Here is a 23,630-nt window from a genome sequence, read left to right as displayed (position 1 = left end):
GGCACAGCACTGTGGTAGCACTCCCGGCGCCCGGGTGCAAGAGGTGCGCGGCGATCCGCTCGAGACCCCGACCGGCTGCGGTGCAACGGGTCCGGGCGCCTCCCGGGGGAAGTCAGGCGATCTCGGCGAGGGCCCGCATGACCCGCTGCTCGCTGACCGGGTGCGCGGTGGCGACCCCCTGCGCGAACAGCTGCAACCGCAGCTCCTCCAGCGTCCAGCGCAGGTCGGCCAGCTCGCGCGGCACCAGCGGCCCGGCGCGGCGGACGCGGTCGGCCCACGCGTCGGCCACGCGCGAGAACTCGGCCATCCGCACCCGGTCGCGCTGCGGGTCGTCGGGCACCGCGGCCAGGCGGCGCCCGATCCCCTGCAGGTAGCGCAGCAGGTCCGGCAGCCGCGCCGGGCCGGCCTCGGTGACGAACCCGGGGTGGACCAGGCCGGTGAACTGCGCGCGCACGTCCGTCAGAGACGGCACCAGCGCCAGGCTCGTGGTGCGCGAGATCGCCCGCTCCACCTCGGCGGCCGAGCGCAGCACCCGCAGCGCGCGCTGCACCGTCTCGGCGGTGGCCGCGCCCAGGCGGGCGCCGACCCGCCGCGCCAGGTCGTCGAACTCCGCGCGGGTGCGCACGGGGCCGCCCTCGGCGTCCAGCAGCTCGCCGACGGTGGCGACCAGGCAGTCCTCCAGGACGGCGGCGGCGCTGCCGTGCGGGGCGCGCGCCAGCAGCAGCCTGGCGTCGTTGGGCAGTCCGGCCTGCACGGCGCGCAGCGGCGAGGGCAGCACCAGCAGCAGCAGGCGCCGCACGCCGTCGCGGTGCGCGCGCTGCGCCTCCGCCGCGGTGGCGAACACGTGCAGGCCCACCGACGCTCCCTCGTCGACCAGCGCCGGCCAGGAGGTCACCTCGGCGCCGCGCACGACCGACGTGCGGGTCTCCGGGACGCGCTCGGGCAGGTCGTCCCACGAGCGCGCGCCGTCCACCCGCAGGTCGTCGGCGACCTCGGTGAGCGTCTCGCGCACCCGGCCGGCCAGCCGCTCGCGCAGGGCGGCGAAGTCCTTGCCGCGCGCCAGCTCCCGCAGCTCGCCGCTCGCCGGGTCCGGCGCCACGACGCGGAACGTCGCGCGCAGGTGGTCGGGGACCTTCGCCCAGTCGACGTCCTCCAGGTACACCTCGGTGCCGTCGCCCAGGCGCGGCATCTCCCGCTCGAACGCGGTCCAGAAGTCCTCCGCGCGGGCGCTGACGCGCTGCAGGAACCGGGCGGCGACGTCGGGGGCGGGCACGAGGTTCTTGCGCAGCTGCTTGGGCAGGGCCCGCACCAGCGCCGTCACCAGCTCGTGCCGCAGCCCCGGCACCTGCCAGGCCAGGTCGCGGTCGTCGAAGCGGTTGACGACCTCCAGCGGCACGTCGACGGTCACACCGTCCTGCGGCGAGCCGGGCTCGAACACGTACGTCAGCGCCAGCTCCAGCGTCCCGGACCCGCTGCCCTGCACCCAGGTGCGGGGGAAGTCCTCCTCGCTGACGGCCTCGTCGTCGGCCACCAGCATCGCCGGGTCGAACGTCAGCAGGTCCGGCTGCTCGCGGCGCACCCGCTTCCACCAGGTGTCGAAGTGCCGGCCGGAGACGACCTCGGCGCCCACCCGGGCGTCGTAGAAGTCGAACAGCGCCTGGTCGTCGACGACGATGTCGCGGCGGCGGGCGCGGTGCTCCAGCTCCTCGGCCTCCTCCAGCAGCTCGCGGTTGCGGGCGAAGAACTCGTGGCGGGTCTCGAAGTCGCCCTCGACGAGGGCGTGCCGGATGAACAGCTCGCGCGACAGCTCCGGGTCGACCGAGCCGTAGGCGACGGTGCGCCCGGCCACGACCGGCACCCCGTACAGGGTGACCCGCTCGGTGGCCACGACGGCGGCGCGCTTGCGCGACCAGCGCGGCTCGGAGTACTGCCGCTTGACGACGTGCCCGGCCAGCGGCTCGATCCAGCGCGGGTCGATGGCGGCGACGGTGCGCGCCCACAGGCGGGTCGTCTCGACCAGCTCGGCGGCCACGACCCAGTCGGGCGAGCGCCGGCCCAGCGCCGAGCCGGGGAACACGGCGAAGCGGGCGCCGCGCGCGCCCAGGTACTCCTGCTGCGCGGGCCGCTCGCCCCGGCCGCGGCGGCGCTCCTCGCGCACCTCCTTCAGGCCGATCCCGCCGAGCAGGCCCGCCAGCAGCGAGCGGTGGACGGCGTCGGCGTCGTACAGGCCCGCGAAGCGGTCCCGCGGCGGCGCACCCGCGCCGTCCCCGGCCGGCGCGGCGTCCGCCTCGGGCAGCGGGTCCGGCTCGACGACGTCCATCCCCAGCTCGCGCTGGGCGATGCGCCGCAGCTGGGTGTACGTGTCCTGCCACTCGCGGATGCGCAGGTAGTGCAGGAACTCCGCCTTCACGGTGCGCCGGAACGCCGAGGAGGACAACCGGCGCTGCTCGGCGCGCAGGTGGTGCCACAGGTTCAGCAGGCTGAGAAAGTCGGACTGCTCGTGGCGGAAGCGCGCGTGCAGCTGGGCGGCGCGCTCGCGCTGCTCCAGCGGCCGCTCGCGGGGGTCCTGCACGCTGAGGGCGGCCACGACGACGAGGACGTCGTGCAGGCAGCCGTTTCGCCCGCCCTCCAGCACCATCCGGGCCAGGCGCGGGTCGATGGGCAGGCGGGACAGGTCGCGGCCGGTGCGGGTCAGGCGCGGGCCGCGGTCGCCGGGCCGGGCCTCCTCCAGCGCCCCCAGCTCGGTCAGCAGCGCCAGGCCGTCGGCGACCGCGCGCCGCTCCGGCGGCTGGATGAACGGGAACGCGGCGATGTCGCCCAGCCCCAGGGAGGCCATCTGCAGGATGACGGCGGCCAGGTTGGTGCGCAGCACCTCCGGGTCGGTGTACTCCGGGCGGGACAGGAAGTCCGCCTCCGAGTAGAGGCGGATGCAGACGCCGTCGGCGACGCGCCCGCAGCGGCCGGCGCGCTGGTTCGCCGAGGCCTGCGAGACGCGCTCGACGGGCAGGCGCTGCACCTTGGTGCGGGTGCTGTACCGGGAGATCCGCGCGGTGCCGACGTCGACGACGTAGCGGATGCCGGGCACCGTCAGGGACGTCTCGGCGACGTTGGTGGACAGCACCACGCGCCGGCCGCCGTGCGGGCGGAACACCCGGTGCTGCTCCTCGGCGGACAGCCGCGCGAACAGCGGCAGGACCTCCAGGTCGCGGAACCCCCGCTCCTTCCGCAGCCCCTCCACGGCCTCGGCGGTCTCGCGGATCTCGCGCTCGCCGGGCAGGAACACCAGCACGTCGCCGGGGCCCTCGGCGGCCAGCTCGCGCAGCGCGTCCAGGACGCCCTCGGTCTGGTCGCGGTCGTCCTCGCGCAGCGCGGAGGCCTCGGCGCCGTCGTCCCCCTCCTCGGGCTCCTCCACGAGCTCCTCGGCGGCCAGCGGCCGGTAGCGGACCTCGACGGGGTAGGTGCGCCCGGAGACCTCCAGCACGGGCGCGCCGCCGAAGTGCTCGGAGAAGCGCTCGGTCTCGATGGTGGCGGAGGTGATGACGAGCTTGAGGTCGGGCCGGCGCGGCAGCAGGCGGGCCAGGTAGCCGAGCAGGAAGTCGATGGTGAGGCTGCGCTCGTGGGCCTCGTCGACGATGAGGGTGTCGTACGCCAGCAGCTCGGGGTCGCGCTGCACCTCGGCCAGCAGGGTGCCGTCGGTCATGACCTTGACGAGGTTGTCCTCGCCGACCTCGTCGGTGAAGCGCACCGCGTACCCGACGAGGGAGCCGGGCGCGCGGCCCAGCTCGGTGCCCAGCTCCTCAGCGACGCGCTCGGCCACGGCGCGCGCGGCGATGCGCCGCGGCTGGGTGTGGCCGATGCGCCCGCGCACGCCGCGGCCGACCTCCAGGGCGATCTTGGGCAGCTGGGTGGTCTTGCCCGAGCCGGTCTCCCCGGCCACGACGACGACCTGGTGCTCGCGCAGGGCGGCGGCGATGCGGTCCTTGTCCTGGCTGACGGGCAGCTCGGCGGGGTAGCGCAGCGCCGGCACGGAGGCGCGCCGGCGCGCGGTGCGCTCCTCGGCGGTGGCCGTCTGCGCGGCCACGTCGGCCAGCAGCTCGTCCAGGTCGCCGGGCAGGGCCAGGCGCCGGCGCAGCCGCTGCTCCTCGCGCAGCGAGACGCCCGCCAGGCGCTGCACGAGCGCGTCCACGCGCGGGTCGGCGGGCAGCGGGCGGCCGGCACCCCCGGAGGCGCCCCGGGAGCCGGGGCGGGAGCGGGAGGGGCGACGGCGCGAGGAGCGACGAGAGGGGGCGTCCGACATGGCGCCTCGAGTCTAGGTCCCCCACTCGCTCACCCGTTCGGAGCAACTTCGGTCACCAGGGGTGAGCGAAACGGGTGACTCGCTTGTGCGGCGTCCCCCGACGGCCTCACAGTCGGTCGCGGACCGTCACCGGGGGGCGACGGCCGGAAGGCGCCACCGCGCCACGGAGGGAACACCATGAGCACGCTGCAGAGCCGCACGAGCGCCCGCACCAGCACCCGCACCACCCGCCGCACCCGCGCCCTGGCCGCCGCCGCCGGCGCCCTCGTCGCCGCGGGCGCCCTCGCCGGTGCCGCACCCGCGTCCGCCGCCGGCGCGCCCGACCTCGTCGTCACGGCCGTCTCCTGGGGCCCGTCCTCGCCCGTCGTCGGCGCCCCCGTCACCTTCCGCGCCACCATCGCCAACCGCGGCACCGCCGCCACCCCTGCCGGGGTCGTGCACGGCGTGCAGTTCAAGGTCGACGGCGTCATGACCACCTGGTCGGACTCCTCCACCGCGGCCCTGGCGCCCGGCGCGAGCCGCACCGTGACCGCCAACGGCGGCCCGGCCGCCACCGCCGTCTGGACCGCCACCGCCGGCGCCCACCGCATCACCGCCGAGGTCGACGACGCGCGCCGCATCGCCGAGTCCGACGAGCGGAACAACCGCCGCGACCGGACCCTGACCCCCCGCACCGGCAGCGACACCGTCTCCAGCGAGGTCGTCGTCACCGGCACCGGCACCGACCGCTGGGTGAGCGTGCGCAGCACCCTGGGCCCGTCCACGCGCCCCAGCTACGTCTCCTCCCGCCTGTCCGGGACCCTCAGCGCCGCCTGCTACGACGCCCGCGGCACCGCCGTGGCCGGCACCGTCCGCGACCTGGGCCGCGTCGCGATCGGCGACACCGCCGCCGGGCCGTTCCGCTCCTCCCCCGACGCCGTCTACGCCGTCGCCGACGCCCACCGGGCCCCGGTGACCGTCAGCGCCGACGTCGTCCTGCGGGCGATCCTGCGCGACCGCGCCGGCGACCTCGCCGGGCTGGGCTGCGCGGGCGGCACCACCGCCGGGTTCGCCCGCTGGGACGTGGACTCCCTCACCACGCAGCGCCGCAGCCTGGTCGACGACGCGGTGGTGGCCACGGCCACCTCCACCGACCGCGTCTCCTACGCGTTCCCCGCGCCCACGGCCTGACACCCGTCGCCCGACACGCGCCGCCGGGCGCCCGGGAACCCCTCCCGGGCGCTCAGCGCAGGCGCGGCAGCACGACCTCGCCGAAGGCCGGCAGGTCCACCAGGTAGTCGGGGAACACGAGCATCAGCCCGTCCAGGCCGCCGGCCTCCACGTGCTCCAGCACCTGCTCCACCACCGAGTCCGGGCCGCCGACGACGACGGCCGTCTGGAACGCCTCGTGGGCCTCGTCGCCGGCGGTCATCGACATCGCCCGCTCCAGCGGCAGGCCCCACGACAGCTTCATCGCGGTGATGGCCTCGCGGTCGTACCCGCGCCCGTACGCGGCGAACCGGCGCCGCGCGGCCGCGTCCGTCTCGTCCAGGACCACGGTGAGCATCGCGTACGTGCGGATGCTGCGCCCCCGCTCGGCGGCCAGGCGCCGCACCTGCGCACCGGCCACCTGCAGCCCCTCGACGTCCTCGGCGGTGAGGAACGAGCCGTCGCAGTGCTCGGCCTGGAACGCCAGCCCCGCCGGCGAGCGCCCGGCACCGACGACCCGCGGGCGACGCGCCGGGTGCGGGCGCGAGACGCAGTCGTCCAGCGAGAAGAACTCCCCCCGCGCGGTCACCGACGGCTCGGTCCACAGCCGGTCGACCAGCCGCATCCACTCGTCGGTCATCCGGTAGCGGTCGTCGTGGCTCTGGGCTGGGTCCCACAACCCCATCTGGGAGAACTCCCGCTCGTAGGCGCCGACGACGACGTTCAGGCCCGCCCGCCCGCCGGAGACCTGGTCGAGGGTGGCGAGCACCTTCGCGGCCACGGCCGGGTGCACGAGGTTGGTGTGCACCGTCGCCCACACCCCGACCCGCTCGGTGGCCTCGGCCAGCGCCGCCATGAGCGTCACCGACTCCAGCGTCTCGCCCCAGTGGTCGGTGCGGCCGCCGAAACCCCGCCACTTGGCCATCGACAGGACGAAGTCGAACCCCGCGTCCTCGGCGATCAGCGCGGCACGCCGGTTGTGCTCGTAGGTGGCCGGCGGGCGCGGCGCCGTGTCGGAGACGATCCACCCGCCGCTGGCGACCGGCAGGAACACCCCGTACTCGGTACCGGTCGCGGTACCGGTCGCGGGACCGGTCGCGGGACCGCTCACGGCACCGGCCAGACGAGCTGCCCCGCGTCGTCGTAGAGCGCCGGCACGACGGCGGGGTCGGTGAACGTGGCCGGGTCCGGCGCCGCGGGGATCTGCCCCCTCTCGACGAGGAAGCGCGCCTCGGTGCTCATCAGCTCCTCGTCCAGCGTGCCCAGCGGCTGCCCGGCGGGCAGCGAGGAGTCGACCAGCCCGCTCTCGACCTCCCACACCGCGGCGTTGTGCTCCTCGTCGTAGCCGGCCTGCGCGCGCTCGGCCGCGTAGCCGACGCACTCGGCGGCGTTCTCCTCGCAGTACGAGTACGCGCGCAGCTGGGCGCGCAGGAAGTCCTCCACGGCCGTGCGGTGCTCGGCCAGGAACGCCGGGTTCACGATCGTCGTGGCGATCGAGCCCGGGACGCCGTAGTCCTCCGGGTCCCACTGCACGACCTCCTCGCCCAGCTCGGCGAGGGTCAGCGGCTCGTTGGACTTGTACCCGGTCAGCGACTGCACCTGCCCGCGCACCAGGACGGTCGGGTCGTAGCCGACGACGACCTGGGTGATGCGGTCCACGTCCACGCCGTCGGCGCGCAGCATCGCCTCGATCGTCACCGGCAGGGCGCCCTTGTGGCCCAGCGTCGTGCCCTCCAGCTGAGCGAGCGAGGTGATCTCCGGGCCCGTCATGAGGGTGGCGACCGGCACGTGCCCGAACGTGGCCACGGCCGTGACGTCCACGCCGTTGGCGACGTTGACGAGGACGTCGGCGTTGCCCGCGATGGAGCTGACCTGGGCCGTGCCGGCGGCGACCAGCTGCGCGTTCTGCGCCGTCTCCCCCGTGCCCGGCTGCAGCTGCACGTCCAGGCACACGGCGTCGAAGTACCCCAGCGCCTCCGCGGCGACGGGGTCGAGGATGCTCGCCGAGGCCTGGAACTGGTAGCCGGTGACGTAGGTGACCGTCCCCGCCTCCCGGTTGGCGGCGCAGCGCTCCTCGCTGACGGCCGAGCCCTCGGCGGCGCGCTCCGCCGGGGGCGCCCCGCCGTCCCCCGCGCCGCCGTCGCCACCGCCGCAGGCGGCGAGCAGCAGGACCGCGCTCAGGGCGCCGGTGAGGACGGCGCCCCGGCGGCGGGCGGGCGCGGGACGGGGGGTGGGCGGCACGGCTGCTCCTCGGTGGGTGCTGCGGGGTCGGGCGTCGGGTCGGGCGTCGGGTCGGGCGTCAGGTCGGGCGCTGCGACTCGTGCCATCCCAGCACGCGCCGCTCGACGGTGCTCACGAGGAGCAGGAGCAGCGCCCCCAGCAGGGCCAGGCACGCGATCGCCGCCCACACCGTGCCCAGCTGGGAGTTCGAGGACGCCACGCTGATGACGGTGCCCAGCCCGCGGGTCGCGCCGGCGGCCAGCAGCTCGGCGACGACCGCGCCGACCAGCGACAGCGGGAAGGCGACCCGCAGCGCCGAGAACAGGTACGGCAGCGCGTACGGCACCCGCACTCGCAGCAGCACGTCCAGCCGGCTGGCGGCGACCGTGCCGAAGACCTGCAGCACCGGCCGCGGTACCGAGCGCAGCCCGGTCGTGGTGTTCATCAGGACGGGGAAGAACACGATGAGCGCGGTGACGACGACCTTCGGCGTCATCCCGAACCCGAACGCGACGATGAGCGCCGGCACGACCGCCACGACGGGGGTCACGTTGAGCACGACGGCCAGCGGCATGACGGCGCGGCGCAGCACCGCGGACTCCGAGACCGCCACCCCCAGGCAGAACGCGGCGACGGCGCCCACCAGCAGGCCCAGCAGCGCCTCGCCGAGGGTGGTGGCCGCGTTGGCGGCGTAGAAGCCGGGGTCGCCGGCCAGCTCGGCCCCCACCGCGGACAGCCGCGGCAGCACGTAGGGGTTGTCGCGCGCCACGAGCGTCCAGACGGTCCCGGCCGCGAGCAGCGCGACGACGGTGGGCACCCACGTGCGCGGGTGCAGGGCGGACCTCACCGGGCGGCACCCGCCGGCGGTGCGCCCCGCACGTCCCGGGTGGCGCTCCGGGTCGCGCCCCGGGTCTCGTCCGGCGCCGCGTCCTGGGTCCAGGCGGACCCCAGCGCCACGCGGACCCGGTGCTCCATCTCGTGCATGGCCGCCGAGTCGAGCTGGTCGTGGTGGCGGGGGCGGGACAGCTCCACGTCCAGCACGGCCTCGACCCGGCCCGGGCGGGCCATGACGACGACCGTGTCCGAGAGCAGGACCGCCTCGCTGACGGAGTGGGTGACGAACAGCACCGTGGTGCGGTGCTCCTGCCACACGTCCAGCAGCTGCAGCTGGACCGCCTCGCGCGTGAACTCGTCCAGGGCGGAGAACGGCTCGTCCATGAGCAGCACGTCGGGGCGCAGCGCGAACGCCCGCGCGATGGCGGCGCGCTGGCGCTGACCGCCGGACAGCTCGTGGGGGCGCCGGTGCAGCAGCCCGCCCAGCCCCAGGCGCTCCAGCAGGGCCACCGGGTCCACCGGCGCCCCGCCCCGGCCGGCGCGCCGCGGGGCGCGGCGGTTGACCCGCTCCAGCACGCGCACGTTGCCCAGCACGTCCAGCCACGGCAGCAGCGCCGGCACCTGCGGGACGAAGCCGACCATCTTGCGCTCGGCGGCGCGCACCGGCGGCTCGCCGCACACCGACACCGTCCCCGCGTCCGGCTGCTCCAGCCCGGCCACCAGCCGCAGCAGGGTGGACTTGCCGCAGCCGCTGGGCCCGATGACGCTGACGAACCGGCCGCGGGGCACGTCGAGGTCGACGTGGCTCAGGGCCGTCGTCGCGCCCGGCCCGGAACCGTACGTCTTGCAGGCGTCGGCGACGCGCAGCCCGCCGCCGTCCGGCGGGCCGGGCGCTCCCGCCCGCTGCTGCGACCCGTCCTCCGGCACGCTGCGACCCTACCCAGGGGGGTCCGGAGCACCCGGCGGCGCCCGGCGGGTCCGCCCGTCACGGCGCCGGCGCGACGGCCTCCGCGACGCGGACGCGGTCGCGGCCGGCGGCCTTGGCCTCGTACAGCGCCCGGTCCGCCGCCGCCAGCAGCGCGCCGGCCGCGCCCGGCCCGCCGGTCGGGCCGTCGTGGACGGCGACGCCCACGGACACCGTGGGGCGCACCGCCCGTCCGGGTCCGGCGGTGGGGCCGGCGGTGGGGCCGGCGGTGGGGCCGGCGGTGGGGCCGGCCGGGACCGCGAGGGCGGCGCAGCGGCGGCGCAGGTCCTCGGCGCGCTCGCGCGCGGCGCGCTCGGGTGTCGCGGGCAGGACGAGCACGAACTCCTCCCCGCCGAAGCGGGCGAGCGCGTCGCCGGGTCGCGCGGACGCCCGCAGGGCGTCGGCGACCGCCACGAGGACGGCGTCGCCGACCGGGTGGCCGTGGGTGTCGTTGACGCGCTTGAAGTGGTCGACGTCGACGACGAGCAGGGCCACCGGGCGCCCGGTGTCCCGCGCCTCGCGCAGGGCGGCGGCCAGCGCGCCGTCGAGGAAGCGGCGGTTGTGCAGGCCGGTGAGGGGGTCGCGCACCGACTCCTCGGCCAGCTGCGCGCGCAGCCGGTCGATCTCGGCGAGCTGCGCGCGCAGCCGGGTCGTGGCGCCCACGGCCTCGCTGACGTCGCGCACCACGACGACCCGGCCCAGCGAGCGCCCGCGCCGGTCCGAGACGAGCGTCGTGCGCACGTCCAGGTGCACGCCGGGCAGGGCCTCGACGGTGCGCCGCGAGGAGCCGCCGGGCAGGTCGCCCAGCTGCTCGGGGCCGAGGACCCGGTCGGCGGCCAGGCCCACGAGGTCGGCGTCCAGGTCCGGCCGCACGCGCCGGGCCAGCTCGTGCGCGGCGGGGTTGGCGTCCACGACGCGGCCGCGGGCGTCGACCACGAGGACCGCGTCGGCGATGGTGTCCACGACCACGTCGCGGGCCACGGGCACCACGCGCAGCAGCCCCTGGCGCAGGACGGCGCGGGCGTCGATGAGCCCGGTGACCGCGAAGAACAGCGGGGTCAGGTCCTGCCGGCCGACGAGGTCGGGGGCGGCGAGGACGAGGAGGTTGCCGACCACGGGCGGCACGGCGCCCAGCAGCAGGGTGCCCAGCTGCGGGCGGAACACCGGCGAGGCCCGCGCCCACGAGCGCACGAGCCCCGCGAGCGCGACGGACATCAGGCCGTAGCAGTAGGCGGTGTGGACCCAGAACAGCGCGCCGAACTCGGCGACGAAGCGGCCCTCGCGCGGTCCCAGCGCCGTGAACCACGCGTCGCCGCCGCCGACGATGGCGGTCGCGGCCATCGAGGCCAGCAGCGCGAGCGGGACGCCGAGCAGGACCGCCCGCACGAGCGGCCGCGGCCGGTGGTGCGGGTCCACGACGGTCCGGCACACCAGGAACAGGCCCGTGACGGCCCCCCACACGCCGAGCAGCGAGCCGTGGACGGCCAGGCGCTGCACGGCCGGGTCGCCCGACAGCTGCACGAGCGCGGCGCAGCCGGACCAGTGGACGAGGGCGAGCATCGTCGCCGCGAGGACGGTGGCCGCCGGGGTCGAGGAGCGCCGCCGCCACGCGACCACGCCCGTGCGGGCGCAGACGAGGGCGGACAGCACGAAGGCAGCGCCCAGCACCAGTCCCACGCCGGCCCCCTCCTCCTCCCCGGGGTCCTCGGCACGCCGGGCGGCCGGCTGGAGGCTCCGGGCGGGCGTCAGAGGGCCGCGCGCAGCAGGGACAGCGCGAGCACCGCCATGACGACGGCGATGCCGGCGTCCAGGACCCGCCAGGCGGCGGGCCGGGCGAACAGCGGGCGCAGCCGCGCGGCGCCGTGCCCGAGGGCGGTGAACCACAGCGCGCTGGCCAGCGCCGCCCCGGCGGCGAACCACCACTGCCGGCCCGCGTGGGACTGCGCGATCGAGCCGAGGAGGACGACGGTGTCCAGGTAGACGTGCGGGTTCAGCCAGGTCAGGGCCAGCGCGGTGCCCGCGGTGGCGGCCGCCGACGCGGGCGGTGCGGTGCCCGCCGCCTCCAGCGCGCCCGGGCGCAGCGCCCGGCGGGCGGCCAGGAGCGCGTAGGCGGCGAGGAAGGCGGCCCCGGCCAGCCGCACCGCGTCCAGCAGTCGCGGGTGGGCGCCCACGAGCGCCCCGGCGCCGGCCGTGCCGGCGGCGATGAGGACGACGTCCGAGAGCGCGCACACCGCCACGACCAGCCCGACGTGCTGCGTCCGCAGCCCCTGGCGCAGCACGAAGGCGTTCTGCGCGCCGATGGCGACGATGAGGGACAGGCCGAGGCCGAGGCCGGAGGCGGCGGCGACGAGGGCGGGGTGCACGCGACGACGGTAGGGACGACCACCGCCGAAGCGCAGCTCACGTCCCTGCAGCTGCGTTAGCGTCGCTTCCGTGGATCCCGCAGCGCTGCCGGCACGGGGCTGGGACCTGGACCTCGGCCAGCTGCGGGCGCTGCGCGCCGCGGTGGACGAGGGCAGCCTGGAGGCCGCGGCCCGCGTCCTGCACGTGACGCCCTCGGCCGTCAGCCAGCGGCTGCGCGCCCTCGAGGTCGCCACGGGCCGGGTCCTGCTGGTGCGCAGCCGGCCGGTGCGCGCTACGGCCTCCGGGCAGGTGCTGCTGCGCCTGGCCCGGCAGGTGGAGCTGCTGGCCGGCGACGCGCTGGCCGAGCTGGGCGGGGCCGGCGGCGGGCCCGCGGTGCCCGTCCTGCCGGTCGCGGTCAACGCCGACTCCCTGGCCACCTGGGTGCTGCCGGCCCTGGCCCCGCTGGCGGGCTCGGTGGCCCTGGACCTGCACCGCGACGACGAGGGCCGCACGGCGGACCTGCTGCGCGCGGGCACCGTCGTCGCCGCCGTCACCACCGAGCCGGAGGCCGTGGCCGGGTGCTCGGTGACGGCGCTGGGCGCCGCCCGCTACCGGCCGGTGGCCTCGGTGGCGTTCGCGCGCCGCTGGCTGCCCGGCGCGCTCACCGGCACCGCCGACCCGGCCGCCCTGGCCGCCGCCCTGCCCCGCGCGCCCGTCGTCGTCTTCGACCGCGCCGACGACCTGCAGCACCGCTGGCTGCGCCGGGTCGCCGGTCCGGGCGCGGCTCCGCCCGCGCACCACGTGCCCGCCTCGGCGGACTTCCTCGCCGCGGTCCACCTCGGCATGGGCTGGGGGATGCTGCCGGACCTGCAGGTCGGCGCCGGCGGCCCGGACGAGCGCTCGGGGCTGGTCGTCCTGGACCCGGCCGGGGCGGTGGACGTCGCGCTGCACTGGCAGCAGTGGAAGCTGCGCTCGCCCGCGCTGGACGCGGTGACGCGCGCCGTGACGGACGCCGCGCGCCGCCACCTCGTGCCGCCGGGGCCGGCGTGAGCGGGTGGGTGCAGGCGCTGCTGGGCGCGCTGGCCGGGCTGCTGCTCGTGTACGCGCTGGCGCTGCTGCTGCTGTGGCGCCTGAGCCCGCCGGAGGCGACGCTGCGCGAGGCGCTGCGCCTGCTGCCGGACCTGCTGCGCCTGGTGCGCTCGCTGGCCGCCGACCGGGCCCTGCCGCGGCGGGTGCGCGCGTACCTCGTCCTGCTGCTGGGGTACCTGGCGCTGCCGTTCGACCTCGTGCCCGACGTCGTGCCGGTCCTCGGGTACGCCGACGACGCCGTCGTGGTGGCCCTCGTGCTGCGCGCCGTCGTGCGCGCCGCCGGGCCGCAGGCCGTGCGCCGGCACTGGGCTGGCACGCCGGTGGGGCTGGACCTCGTCCTGCGCCTGGCCGGGCAGCGGGGGCGCTGAACCCCGGGAACGCCGAACGGGCGCCGTCCGCGTGGACGGCGCCCGTTCGGCGCGAACCTGTCGGGCTGACAGGATTTGAACCTGCGACCCCTTGACCCCCAGTCAAGTGCGCTACCAAGCTGCGCCACAGCCCGATGGCTCCCGCGCACCCCGTCGGGGTGGCCGAGCCGGGTAGAACCCTACCTCACCGCCGCCGCTTCTCCCGCACCCGCACGCTCAGCTCGATGGGGCTGCCGGTGAAGCCGAACTCCTCGCGCAGGCGGCGCTCGAGGAACCGGCGGTAGCCGGCCTCGAGGAACCCCGTGGCGAAGACGACGAACCGCGGCGGGCGCGTGGAGGCCTGCGTGCCGAACAGGATGCGCGGCTGCTTGCCGCCGCGGACCGGGTGCGGGTGGGCGGCCACGACCTGGCCGAGGAAGCTGTTCAGCCGCCCCGTCGGCACGCGGGTGTCCCACGACTCCAGCGCCGTGTCCAGCGCCGGGACGAGCCGCTCCAGGTGCCGGCCCGTCATCGCCGAGACGTTCACGCGCGGCGCCCACGTCGTCTGCACCAGCTCGCGCTCGATCTCGCGCTCCAGGTAGTGCCGGCGCTCCTCGTCCGTGAGGTCCCACTTGTTGTAGGCCAGGACCAGGGCGCGCCCGGACTCCACGACCGTGGAGACGATCCGCACGTCCTGCTCGCTCATCGGCTCGCTGGCGTCCAGCAGCACGACGGCCACCTCGGCCTTCTCCAGCGCCGCCTGCGTGCGCAGCGAGGCGTAGAAGTCCGCCCCGCGCGTCAGGTGCACGCGGCGGCGGATGCCCGCGGTGTCCACGAAGCGCCAGGTGCGCCCGCCCAGCTCGATGAGCTCGTCGACGGGGTCGCGGGTCGTGCCCGCCGTCGGGTGCACGACGACGCGCTCGGAGCCGGCGAGCTTGTTGAGCATGCTCGACTTGCCGACGTTCGGGCGGCCCAGCAGCGCCACCCGGCGCGGGCCGCCCACCGGCGAGGCCCCGCCCACCGCCGAGACGGCCGGCAGGAGCTTCACCGCGGCGTCCAGCACGTCGCCGGTGCCGCGCCCGTGCAGCGCCGAGACCGGGTACGGCTCGCCCAGGCCCAGCGACCACAGCTCGGTGGCGTCGGCCTCCTGGCGCGGGCCGTCGACCTTGTTGGCCACGAGGACCACGGGCCGGCCGGAGCGGCGCAGCAGCCGCACGACCTGCTCGTCGGTGGCGGTCGCGCCCACGGTGGCGTCCACGACGAACATCACGGCGTCGGCCAGCTCGACGGCCACCTCGGCCTGCTCGGCGACCTGCGCCGCCATGCCCTCGACCTTCTGCTCCCAGCCGCCGGTGTCCACCAGCGTGAAGTCGCGGCCGGCCCAGGACGCCGGGTAGGTCACGCGGTCGCGCGTCACGCCCGGCACGTCCTCCACGACGGCCTCGCGCCGGCCCAGGATCCGGTTGACCAGCGTGGACTTGCCCACGTTGGGCCGGCCGACGACGGCCAGCACCGGCAGGGGGGCGCGGGCGCCCTCCTCGGCCTCGCCGGGGCCGCCGGACTCCAGCAGCGCGACGTCCTCCGGGGAGAGGTCGTACTCCTCCAGCCCGGCGCGCAGCGCGGTCTCGACGCCCGCGTCGTCCTCGACGCCGGGGGTGGTCTCGTCGGTCACGGTCGGCCTCCCGGCACGTCGTCGGACGCCATGTCGCCGAGCCCCAGCTCGTCGGCGTCCACCTCCTCGGGCAGCTGCACCCCTGTGCGCCGCACTGACTCCAGCACGTGCGCGGACAGCTCCTCGCGCACCTGGTCGACGGCCCGGGCGAGCGCCACGCGCCCCGGGACGCCGGGTTCCTGCTCCACGCGGAACGGCTCGCCGAAGCAGAAGTGCAGCCGGCGGCGCAGCGGCGGCAGACCGCTGCGCTGCCCCGGCCGGTGGGCGCCCAGGCACGCCACCGGCACGACGGGCGCCCCGGACTTCAGCGCGATCCACGCGATGCCCGAGCGCACGGAGGCGGCGTCGCCGCGCCCGCGCGTGCCCTCGGGGAAGACGCCGGCGGCCCCGCCGTCGGCCAGCACCTGCAGCACCGCCTGCAGGGCCTCGCGGTCCCCGCGGGTGCGGTCGATGGGGATCTGCCCCGCGCGCAGCAGCGCCCAGCCGACGACGCGGCCGGGCAGCGACTGGTCGGGCCGGAAGACCTCCTGCTTGACGAGGAAGTGCGCCGGACGCGGCGCCACCCCGTACAGCAGCGGCCCGTCGACGATCGAGGCGTGGTTGGCGGCGAACAGCACCGGCCCGGTGGCCGGGACGTTCTGCGCGCCGTGGACCTTCCCGGCCCACACGCCGCGCGCCAAGGCCGTGCCGATCCAGCGCGTCCACGCCTGCGGCTCGCGGGGGACGAACCCCGCCGCGGCGGAGCCGTCCCGGGTGCCCGGGGCGCTCACCGGGCCGCGCCCGCCGCCGGGCGCAGGCCCGTGCGCTCGGCGACCAGCTGCAGCAGGGCCGCGACGGTGCCCTCGAAGTCCAGGTGGGTGGAGTCCAGCGTGGTGACCCCGTCGGCGGCCGTCGTGAACGCCGTCGTGCGCGCGTCGACCGCGTCGCGCTCGACGACGGCGCGCCGCACGGTCTCCAGGGCGGCGCTGTCCGCGCTGCCGACGTCCTGCCGGGCCCGGCGGGCCAGGCGCACCGACTCGTCGGCGGTCAGCAGCACCCGCACGTCGGCCTCGGGCGCCACCACGGTGGTGATGTCGCGGCCCTCGGCCACCACCCCGGCGCGCGCGCCCGGCGCCGGGGCGGCGCAGGCGGCCTCCACGAGCGCGCGCTGGCGCAGCACCAGGTCCGCGCGCACGGCCGGCACCGCGGCGACCGCGCTGACCGCGGCCGTCACCTCGGGCGTGCGGACGGCGGCGCTGACGTCCTCCTCGGTGCCGTCGGCGGCGACGACGGCCACGCCCGGCGCCGCCGGGTCGGTGCCCATCCGCAGCGCCACCGCGCGCACGTGCGCGGCGACGGCGTCGGCGTCGGCCAGGTCGACCCCGGCGCGCAGCGCGGACCACGTCACCGCCCGGTACATCGCGCCGGTGTCCAGGAACGCCACGCCGAGCGCGCGGGCCGCGGCGCGGCTGACGCTGGACTTGCCCGAGCCCGAGGGGCCGTCGACGGCCACGACCACGGGCGCAACGGGTGCGGGGGCCGCGCCGCCGGGGGCGTCCGCGCGCGCGGTGGGAGGGGTGTCGCGGGGGGTGGGCACGGGCTCGAGGTTAGACGACGGCGGGGACGCCGCCGTCCCGGCGGTGGCCCGGCGGGCACGCCGACCGGGACGTCAGCGGGGACGTCAGCGGGGACGTCAGCGGGGCACGTCAGCGGGGCACGGTCCAGCCGCGCTCGCGCAGCGCCGCCTCCAGCGGCTCGGCGGCGGCCGGGACGACGTCCACGGAGGCCAGGGCGACCGGCTGCCCCTCGGAGTGCTCCAGCCGCAGGTCCTCCAGGTTCACCCCGGCCGAGCCGACGTCGGCCAGCAGCCGGGCCAGCTCCCCCGGGCGGTCGGGCACCACGACGACGACGGTGGCGTAGACGACGGGTGCGCTGCCGTGCTTGCCGGGGATGCGCTCGCGCCCGGCGCGGCCCTCGGCCACGGCCCGCGCCAGCCGCCCGCGCGCGCCCGCCGCGGCCGGGTCCACCTCCAGCGAGCGCAGCGCCGCCACGACCTCCTCCAGGTCGTCGCGCACCTGCTCCAGCACGGTGGCCACCGGGCCGGCGTTGGCGGCGAGGATCTGCGCCCACAGGACGGGGTCGCTGCCGGCGATGCGGGTGACGTCCCGCAGGCCCTGCCCGGCCAGCACGACGGCGCGCTCGGGGGCGTCGCGCAGCCGCGCGGCCACCAGGCTGGCCGCCACCTGCGGGGCGTGCGAGACGACCGCCACCGCCTCGTCGTGCTCGTCGGCGGGCATGTCCACGGGCACCCCGCCGCAGTCGGTGGCCAGCCGGCGCACCACGGTGACCGCCTCCGGGGCGGCCTCGGGGCCGGCGGCGACCACCCACGGCCGCCCGGCGAACAGGTCCGAGCGGGCGGCCACGGCGCCCGAGCGCTCCCGCCCGGCCATCGGGTGCCCGCCCACGTAGCGGGTCAGGTCAGCGCCGCGGGCGCGCAGCTCGGTCAGCAGCCCACCCTTGACGCTGGCGACGTCGGTGACCACCGCCCGCGGGTGCGCGGCCAGCTCGTCGGCCACCACCCCGGCGACCACGTCGGGCGGGGCGGCCACGAGCACCACGGCCGGGTCGTCGTCCGGGGAGGCCAGCCGCCCGGCGCCCATGTCGCGCGCCAGGGCCGCCGCCGTCGGAGAGGTGTCCTCCAGCACGACGTCGACGCCGCGCGCGCGCAGCGCCAGCCCCGCCGAGGCGCCCAGCAGCCCCGAGCCGACGACGCGCACGGTGCCGCTGGTGCCCGCCGGCGCGGACGCGTCGAGCGTCACGGGGCGGTCACTGGGCGATGTCCCGGCGCAGGGCCACCGCGCCGCGCAGGTACACGTGGCGCACCTGCGCGCGCGTGCGCGGCGTCTCCACGTGCGCCATGAGGCGGATGACCCGCGGCATGGAGCCCTCGATCTCCAGCTCCCGCGCGCACATCAGCGGCACGTCGCCCATCCCCAGCTCGCGCGCCGCCACGGCCGGGAACTCCGAGACCAGGTCCGCGGTCGAGGTGAAGATCACGCTGATGAAGTCCTCGAGGTCCAGCTCGTTGAGCCGCACCACCTCGGTGACCAGCTCCCGCGTCGCCGCCAGGACCTCGTCCCGCTCGTCGACGTCCACCTGCACCGCACCCCGGACCGCCCGCACCGCCACGCGCTCACCGTACCGACACCGGGCTCAGAGCCCGGCGACCGCCATCAGCTGCTGCAGCTCCCCGCGCGTCAGCCGCCGGTTCTTGCCGGGCTTCAGGTCGCCCAGCACGATCGGGCCCAGCTGCGTGCGCACCAGCTTCAGCACCGGGTACCCCTCGGCCTCCAGCAGTCGGCGCACGACGTGCTTGCGGCCCTCGTGCAGGACGACCTCGACGAGCGCGTAGCCCGGCTTGGAGTCCACCAGCCGGAAGGAGTCCACGGCCACGGGGCCGTCCTCCAGCTCCACGCCCTCGCGCAGCGCCTTGCCCAGGTCGCGCTTGACCGGCCCGCGCACCTCCGCCAGGTACGTCTTGGGCACCCCGTAGGAGGGGTGCTGCAGGCGGTGCGCCAGGGCCCCGTCGTTGGTGAGCAGGATGAGGCCCTCGGTGTCCATGTCGAGGCGGCCGACGTGGAACAGGCGCTCCTCGCGCGGGCCGACCATGTCGGCGAGGTTCAGGCGGCCCTGCTCGTCGTACATCGTCGACACGACGCCCTTGGGCTTGTTCACGGCGATGTAGACCAGGTCGTCGTCCACGGCGAAGCGCAGGCCGTCCACGTGCACGACCTGCGTGCGCGGGTCGATGCGCACGCCGAGCTCGGTGACGACCTCGCCGTCCACCGTGACGCGGCCGGCGGCGATCATCTCCTCGCAGGCGCGGCGCGAGCCGGCGCCGGCCATCGCCAGGACCTTCTGCAGCCGCACGCCCTCGGGGTCGTGCACCTGCCCCCCGCGGGGCGCGGCCGCGCCCGGACCGCGGCGGGGCGGCTGCGGGGCGGGCGCGATCTCGTCGGTCATCCGCTTGGCGGCGCCGCGGCGCTCGCGCGGCGGCTTGCCGCCGGTGCTCTTGCCGCCGGTGCTCTTGCCGGGGGTGCTGCGGGCGGGGCGGGCGGCGGACCCGCGGGACGGGCGACCGCCCCCCGCGGCGCCGCGGCCGCCGGAGCGGCGGGGGCCGCCGCCTCCTCGGGGCGCGGACGGGCTCATCGGTGCTCCTCAGGACGTGGGGGTCTCGGAGCGCTCGGAGCGCTCCGCGTGCTCGGGGCGGTGCGGGCCCCCGGCGCCCGGCGCCGCGGCGGCACCGGCCGGGGCACCATCCTCCCCCATCGCGGCGGCCTCCCCGTCCGGCGGCGGGGCGGCGGGCTCGGCGGCGGGCTCGGCGGAGGGCTCGGCGGAGAGCGGGGCGAGGACCTCCGGCGGGTCCAGGTCCTCCGGGCCGACCTCCTCGGGCAGGAACGGGGCGAGCGCGGGCAGGTCGTCGAGGCTGTCCAGCCCCATCCGCTGCAGGAACTCCTCCGTGGTGCCGTACAGGGTGGCGCCCGAGGTGGCCTCCACCCCCACCTCGCGGACCAGGCCGCGCGTGAGCAGCGTGCGCACCACCCCGTCGACGCTGACCCCGCGCACGGCCGCCACGCGCGAGCGGCTGACCGGCTGGCGGTAGGCGACGATCGCGAGGGTCTCCAGCGCCGCCTGCGTCAGCTTCGCCGTCTGCCCGTCCAGCAGGAACGCCTCGACGACCTCGGCGTGCTCCGGGCGCGAGTACACCCGCCAGCCCGTCGACGTCTCGCGCAGCTCGAACCCGCGGCCCTGCTCGGCGTACTCGCCGGCCAGCTCGCGCAGCAGCAGGTCGACCTCGTCGGCCGACTCCCCCGTCGCGCGCGCCAGCGACTCCGCGCGCACCGGTTCGTCGGCGACCATGAGCACCGCCTCCAGCGACGCCCGCAGGCGCCGGCCCTCGTCGTCGGCCCCACCGTCCCGCACCACGTCCCGCACGTCGTCGGCCACGTCCTGCGCCACGTCCTGCGCCACGTCCTCCCCCTCGCTCACGCGTCCGGCCCGGCGCCGTCGAACTCGTCCACACCGGCCGGCACGCCGTCACCGGCACCGCCCGCGTCCACCGCGTCGGCGTCCCAGCGCACGAGCAGCACCCCGAGGGCCTCCTCCTGCTCCAGGCGCACCCGCCGCTCGCGGAACAGCTCCAGCACCGCCAGGAACCGCGCGACCCGCACCAGGACGCCGTGCTCGCCGTCGCCCGCGTCGGCCACCAGGTCGGCGAACGTGGCGGCCCCCCGCGCGCGCAGCCGCGCGACGACGACACCGGCCTCCTCGCGCACGCTGACGGCGCTGGCGTGCAGGTGGTCCAGCGCGACCAGCGGCACCGGGCGGGGCGTCAGCACGCGCGCCGCGAGGGCCGCCAGCTGCTCGGGGGTGACGGTGAGGACGAGCTCGGGCAGCAGGCGCTCGAAGCGCGGTTCGACCGCGACCGCGCGCGGCACGCTGCGCGAGGCGCGCGCGTGGCGCTCGGCGAGCAGCTCGGCGACGCGCTTGTAGGCGCGGTACTGCAGCAGCCGCGCGAACAGCAGGTCCCGGGCCTCCAGCAGCGCGAGGTCCTCGGGGTCCTCCACGTCGGCGGCCGGCAGCAGCCGCGCGGCCTTGAGGTCGAGCAGGGTGGCGGCCACGAGGACGAACTCGCTGGCCTCGTCGAGGTCGAACTCCTCCTCGCGGGCGGTGGCCGCGCGCAGGTGGGCGATGAACTCGTCGGTGACGGCCGACAGGGCGACCTCGGTGACGTCGAGCTGGTGCTTGGTGATCAGCCCCAGCAGCAGGTCGAAGGGCCCCTCGAAGTTGTCGAGGTGGACCCGGAAGGCGGGGCGGGCCGCCCGCAGGCCGGCCGGGCTGTCGTCGGGGACTGCGGGGGCGGCCGGCACGGCGCCCACGGTAGCGCCGCGCGCCGCCCGGTCCGGCCGGGCGGCGCGCGGTCAGCGGCGCGTCAGGGGGTGCGCCGGGCCCCGGAGGACTCGGGCGCCGGCGCGTCCTGCAGGGCCTCGGTGACCAGCTGCGCCACGCGGCCCACGCGCGGCTCGCGCAGGATCGACATGTGCTCGCCCGGCACCTCCACGAGCCGCACCTCGCCGGTCAGGTGCCGCGACCACTGGCGGCGGGCGGCCGCGTCCTCGTCGTCGGCGGCGACCACCACGAGCGTGCGCCCGTCGTAGGGCTTCGTGGTGTAGCGCTGCTGGATGAACATGCCCTGCCGGAAGAAGCGCACGTAGTGGCCGAGACCGGGGTGCGGGACCACCCCGGTCAGGGCCAGCGACAGCGCCTCCTTGGCCTTGGCGAACAGCGTCGCCCGCTCCGGGCGCGGCATCAGCGAGGGGTCGGGCGGGAAGGAGTCGACGACCGCGAGCAGCTCGACCTCCTCGCCGGCCGCGCGCAGCTGGTGGCACATCTCCAGCGCGATCAGCCCGCCCAGGGAGTGCCCGGCGATCCGGTACGGCCCGTGCGGCTGCTGCGCCCGCACGGTGGCCACGTGCCGGCGGGCGATGCGCTGCACCGACCAGTCGGGCAGGGCGCGGTTCTCCAGGCCGTTGGCCTGCAGCCCGAACACGGGCACGTCGGCCTCGACGCGCTGCGCGAGCGTGCGCAGGGCCAGCGCGGCGCTGCCGGCGCCGGCGACGACGAACAGCGGGGTGCCGGTGCCCTGCGGGCGCAGCGGCACGAACGTGGGCCGCACGTCGCGGCCCCGCTGCCGCACGGCCGCGGAGAAGGTCGCCACCGTCGGGTTGGCGGCCAGCAGCGCCGTGGTGACCGTGCTGGTCGCGGCCGCCGCGTCGCCCTCCAGGGAGGCGATGCGCGTGACGAGGGCCTCCGCGGCCAGGGAGTCGCCGCCCAGCTCGAAGAAGTCGTCGTGGACGCTGATCTCCTCCAGCTCCAGCACCGCGCAGAAGTGCTCGAAGACGATCTCCTCCCAGCTGGAGCGGGGCACCTCGAAGGGGGCCGTGCTCACCGCGGGCTCGGGCAGCGCCGAGCGGTCGAGCTTGCCGCGGTCGGTGCGCGGCAGGGCGTCGAGGAACACCACGTGCTCGGGGACCATGTGCGAGGGCAGGTTCTCGCGCACCACCGCCCGCACGGCCGAGGCCTGCGGGCGCGGGCCCGAGGGCACGACGTAGGCCACCAGGGCCGTGCGGCCCGAGCGCGGCGAGGGACGGCCGACGACGACGGCCTCGCGCACGTCGGGCTGGGCGAACAGCAGGGCCTCGATCTCACCGGGCTCGACGAGCAGGCCGCGCACCTTGACGCTGTGGTCGGTGCGCCCCAGCAGCCGCAGGCACCCGTCGGCGGCCAGGGTCCCGACGTCGCTGGTCAGGTAGGAGCGGGTGCCGTCGGGGTGGTCGGTGAAGCTCTCGGCGGTGCGCTCGGGGTCCTGCCAGTAGCTGCCGCCCAGCCAGCGGCTGGTCAGCACCACGCGGCCGGTGCCCTCGTCGAGCAGCTGCCCGTCCTCGGTGCGCACCTGCAGGCGGGCGCCGGGCACGGCCCAGCCGACCGGCGTGGCGCCCTCGGGGGCGGGGTCGTCGGCGCGCAGGGCGTACTCGCTCATCAGCCACGTCTCGGTGGAGCCGTACCGGTTGCGCAGCACGCAGTCGGGGCCGACGGCGCGCCGGACGGCGGCCAGCTCGGCGCCGTGGACGGTCTCGCCGGCCATCGTCACCGAGCGCAGGCCCTCCAGGCGCCCCTGCGGGCCGAGCGCGGCGAGCACGCCGCGCAGGATGGCCGGGCTGGCGAGCAGGACGTCGGCGCCGACCTCGCGCATCCACCCCGGCAGCTGGGCGACCGAGCGGCGGCGCGGGTCGAACAGCTCCTGGCGCGCGCCGGTCAGCAGGCACGCCAGGGTGATGCAGACCCCGGCGCTGAACGCCATGGGCAGCAGGTGAACCACGACGCTGCCCGGGCCGTAGCAGCCGGTGCCCACGGAGTTGACCCAGGCGTCGTGCAGCACCGAGCGGTGGTCGCACGCCACGCCCTTGGGGGCGCCGGTGGAGCCGGAGGTGTAGACGATCAGGGCGGCGTCGTGCGGGCCCGCGGGCGTGCCCAGCAGCGCGTCGGCGGCGGTGACGGGGTCGGGGCGCCCGGCCGCGTCGGCGTCCGGGTCGACGACCTCGCCGGCCAGCTGGACGGCGGTGCCGCGGCGCTCGGCGTCGCTGATGCACAGCACGGCCCCGGAGGCCTCCACGTAGTGGCGCAGCCGCGGGGCGGGGGTCGTCGGGTCCAGCACGACGACGGGGCAGCCGGCCGCGACGACGCCGACGATCGCGGCGACGGCACCGACGTCGTGCCCGCGCAGCACGGCCACGGGCCGGCCAGGCTCCTGGCGCGCCAGCACGGCGGCGCGCACCTGCGCGGCCCGGCCGAGCAGCTCACCGCCCGTCATGCGGTCCTCGGCGTCGGCGGCGACGACCTCGTCGACGAGGGCGAGCGCCACCTCCACGATCCGGGGGACGAGGTCCCCCTGCGCGCGCTCCTCCGTCAGCGGCGGCAGTCCCGCGAGCCCTCCCGCGGTGTCGAGCACGTCCTGGTCCACGGCTTCCCCCCCTGGCAGCACGCAGGGGACGATAGCCCGCCGACCGGCGCGGTGGAGCGCCGACGGGGTGCTCGGCAGCGGGTTCGCCCGCCCAGCCGCCGCGTTGTCGCGCCCCG

19 protein-coding genes and 1 tRNA gene are annotated in these 23,630 nt (G+C 77.3%); 3 read left to right on the top strand and 17 right to left on the bottom strand.

The genetic code is table 11. The annotated features are described in order from the left end of the window. Nucleotides 1-112: 112 nt before the first annotated feature. The gene (gene hrpA, locus AB8M62_RS07475) at nucleotides 113-4,297 is read right to left on the bottom strand and encodes an ATP-dependent RNA helicase HrpA (protein ID WP_369069118.1); all 4,185 of its coding nucleotides are present in this window, start codon (nucleotides 4,295-4,297) and stop codon (nucleotides 113-115) included. Between the two features lie 177 nt (nucleotides 4,298-4,474). Between hrpA and AB8M62_RS07470 the strand changes: the two genes are divergently transcribed. After that, the gene (locus tag AB8M62_RS07470; RefSeq protein WP_369069117.1) at nucleotides 4,475-5,467 is read left to right on the top strand and encodes a CARDB domain-containing protein; all 993 of its coding nucleotides are present in this window, start codon (nucleotides 4,475-4,477) and stop codon (nucleotides 5,465-5,467) included. Between the two features lie 52 nt (nucleotides 5,468-5,519). Here the strand turns inward: AB8M62_RS07470 and AB8M62_RS07465 are convergent, their stop codons facing one another. The 6 genes from AB8M62_RS07465 to AB8M62_RS07440 form a co-directional block, all read right to left on the bottom strand. Beyond that, a complete protein-coding gene (locus AB8M62_RS07465) occupies nucleotides 5,520-6,596 on the bottom strand; it encodes an LLM class flavin-dependent oxidoreductase (protein ID WP_369054053.1) in 1,077 nt (358 codons plus the stop codon). After that, a complete protein-coding gene (locus AB8M62_RS07460) occupies nucleotides 6,593-7,726 on the bottom strand; it encodes an ABC transporter substrate-binding protein (RefSeq protein WP_369069116.1) in 1,134 nt (377 codons plus the stop codon). The genes AB8M62_RS07465 and AB8M62_RS07460 overlap by 4 nt, the downstream gene beginning before the upstream one ends. A 58-nt stretch (nucleotides 7,727-7,784) precedes the next feature. Beyond that, on the bottom strand, nucleotides 7,785-8,552 hold the full coding sequence (locus AB8M62_RS07455; protein ID WP_369054050.1) for an ABC transporter permease: 768 nt from the start codon (nucleotides 8,550-8,552) through the stop codon (nucleotides 7,785-7,787). Next, nucleotides 8,549-9,466 (bottom strand): ABC transporter ATP-binding protein, encoded by a 918-nt coding sequence (locus tag AB8M62_RS07450; RefSeq protein WP_373694882.1) that lies wholly within the window; start codon nucleotides 9,464-9,466, stop codon nucleotides 8,549-8,551. Before AB8M62_RS07450 ends, AB8M62_RS07455 begins: the two co-directional genes overlap by 4 nt. A gap of 58 nt (nucleotides 9,467-9,524) precedes the next feature. Beyond that, complete coding sequence (locus AB8M62_RS07445; protein ID WP_369069115.1) at nucleotides 9,525-11,180, bottom strand: histidine kinase N-terminal 7TM domain-containing diguanylate cyclase; 1,656 nt, start codon at nucleotides 11,178-11,180, stop codon at nucleotides 9,525-9,527. Between the two features lie 68 nt (nucleotides 11,181-11,248). Next, nucleotides 11,249-11,866 (bottom strand): LysE/ArgO family amino acid transporter, encoded by a 618-nt coding sequence (locus AB8M62_RS07440; protein WP_369054048.1) that lies wholly within the window; start codon nucleotides 11,864-11,866, stop codon nucleotides 11,249-11,251. Nucleotides 11,867-11,936: 70 nt separating this feature from the next. Between AB8M62_RS07440 and AB8M62_RS07435 the strand changes: the two genes are divergently transcribed. Beyond that, a complete protein-coding gene (locus AB8M62_RS07435) occupies nucleotides 11,937-12,896 on the top strand; it encodes a LysR family transcriptional regulator ArgP (RefSeq protein WP_369054047.1) in 960 nt (319 codons plus the stop codon). Continuing rightward, nucleotides 12,893-13,303, top strand: coding sequence for a YkvA family protein (locus AB8M62_RS07430; protein ID WP_369054046.1), 411 nt, complete (start codon nucleotides 12,893-12,895; stop codon nucleotides 13,301-13,303). The genes AB8M62_RS07435 and AB8M62_RS07430 overlap by 4 nt, the downstream gene beginning before the upstream one ends. Nucleotides 13,304-13,363: 60 nt before the next feature. Here the strand turns inward: AB8M62_RS07430 and AB8M62_RS07425 are convergent. The 10 genes from AB8M62_RS07425 to AB8M62_RS07380 all read right to left on the bottom strand — a co-directional run bounded on the left by AB8M62_RS07425 (nucleotide 13,364) and on the right by AB8M62_RS07380 (nucleotide 23,514). Beyond that, nucleotides 13,364-13,437: transfer RNA gene (locus AB8M62_RS07425), tRNA-Pro, on the bottom strand. A gap of 50 nt (nucleotides 13,438-13,487) precedes the next feature. Then, nucleotides 13,488-14,954 (bottom strand): ribosome biogenesis GTPase Der, encoded by a 1,467-nt coding sequence (gene der, locus AB8M62_RS07420; RefSeq protein WP_369054045.1) that lies wholly within the window; start codon nucleotides 14,952-14,954, stop codon nucleotides 13,488-13,490. Next, nucleotides 14,951-15,724 carry a lysophospholipid acyltransferase family protein gene (locus AB8M62_RS07415; RefSeq protein ID WP_369054044.1) on the bottom strand — a complete coding sequence of 258 codons (774 nt, stop codon included), beginning with the start codon at nucleotides 15,722-15,724 and terminating at the stop codon, nucleotides 14,951-14,953. Before AB8M62_RS07415 ends, der begins: the two co-directional genes overlap by 4 nt. Continuing rightward, the gene (cmk, locus tag AB8M62_RS07410) at nucleotides 15,721-16,452 is read right to left on the bottom strand and encodes a (d)CMP kinase (protein WP_373694883.1); all 732 of its coding nucleotides are present in this window, start codon (nucleotides 16,450-16,452) and stop codon (nucleotides 15,721-15,723) included. Before cmk ends, AB8M62_RS07415 begins: the two co-directional genes overlap by 4 nt. Nucleotides 16,453-16,639: 187 nt before the next feature. Continuing rightward, on the bottom strand, nucleotides 16,640-17,752 hold the full coding sequence (locus AB8M62_RS07405; protein WP_369069114.1) for a prephenate dehydrogenase: 1,113 nt from the start codon (nucleotides 17,750-17,752) through the stop codon (nucleotides 16,640-16,642). 7 nt (nucleotides 17,753-17,759) lie between these two features. Beyond that, nucleotides 17,760-18,122, bottom strand: coding sequence for a chorismate mutase (gene aroH / locus AB8M62_RS07400; protein WP_369054040.1), 363 nt, complete (start codon nucleotides 18,120-18,122; stop codon nucleotides 17,760-17,762). A 24-nt stretch (nucleotides 18,123-18,146) separates the two neighbouring features. Continuing rightward, nucleotides 18,147-19,142, bottom strand: a complete 996-nt coding sequence (locus AB8M62_RS07395; protein WP_369054039.1) for a pseudouridine synthase — start codon at nucleotides 19,140-19,142, stop codon at nucleotides 18,147-18,149. 9 nt (nucleotides 19,143-19,151) lie between these two features. Continuing rightward, entirely contained in the window at nucleotides 19,152-19,853 is a 702-nt protein-coding gene (scpB, locus tag AB8M62_RS07390) for an SMC-Scp complex subunit ScpB (protein ID WP_369054166.1), read from the bottom strand. A gap of 125 nt (nucleotides 19,854-19,978) precedes the next feature. Then, nucleotides 19,979-20,863 (bottom strand): segregation and condensation protein A, encoded by an 885-nt coding sequence (locus AB8M62_RS07385; RefSeq protein ID WP_373694881.1) that lies wholly within the window; start codon nucleotides 20,861-20,863, stop codon nucleotides 19,979-19,981. A 62-nt stretch (nucleotides 20,864-20,925) separates the two neighbouring features. Then, a complete protein-coding gene (locus tag AB8M62_RS07380; protein ID WP_369069113.1) occupies nucleotides 20,926-23,514 on the bottom strand; it encodes an AMP-binding protein in 2,589 nt (862 codons plus the stop codon). Nucleotides 23,515-23,630 lie beyond the last annotated feature (116 nt).

This window comes from Kineococcus terrestris (assembly GCF_041020755.1).
In the GTDB taxonomy this organism is placed as follows: Bacteria; Actinomycetota; Actinomycetes; order Actinomycetales; family Kineococcaceae; genus Kineococcus; species Kineococcus terrestris.
Note: the sequence above shows the minus strand (reverse complement) of the source record. Positions and strands in the feature narration are given on the sequence as shown.

Bases quoted from the DNA above. Each gene is read 5' to 3' on its own strand.
- scpB (WP_369054166.1), bottom strand. From the start codon at position 19,853: ATGGTCGCCGACGAACCGGTGCGCGCGGAGTCGCTGGCGCGCGCGACG.
- AB8M62_RS07395 (WP_369054039.1), bottom strand. From the start codon at position 19,142: ATGAGCCCGTCCGCGCCCCGAGGAGGCGGCGGCCCCCGCCGCTCCGGC.
- AB8M62_RS07470 (WP_369069117.1), top strand. From the start codon at position 4,475: ATGAGCACGCTGCAGAGCCGCACGAGCGCCCGCACCAGCACCCGCACC.
- hrpA (WP_369069118.1), bottom strand. From the start codon at position 4,297: ATGTCGGACGCCCCCTCTCGTCGCTCCTCGCGCCGTCGCCCCTCCCGC.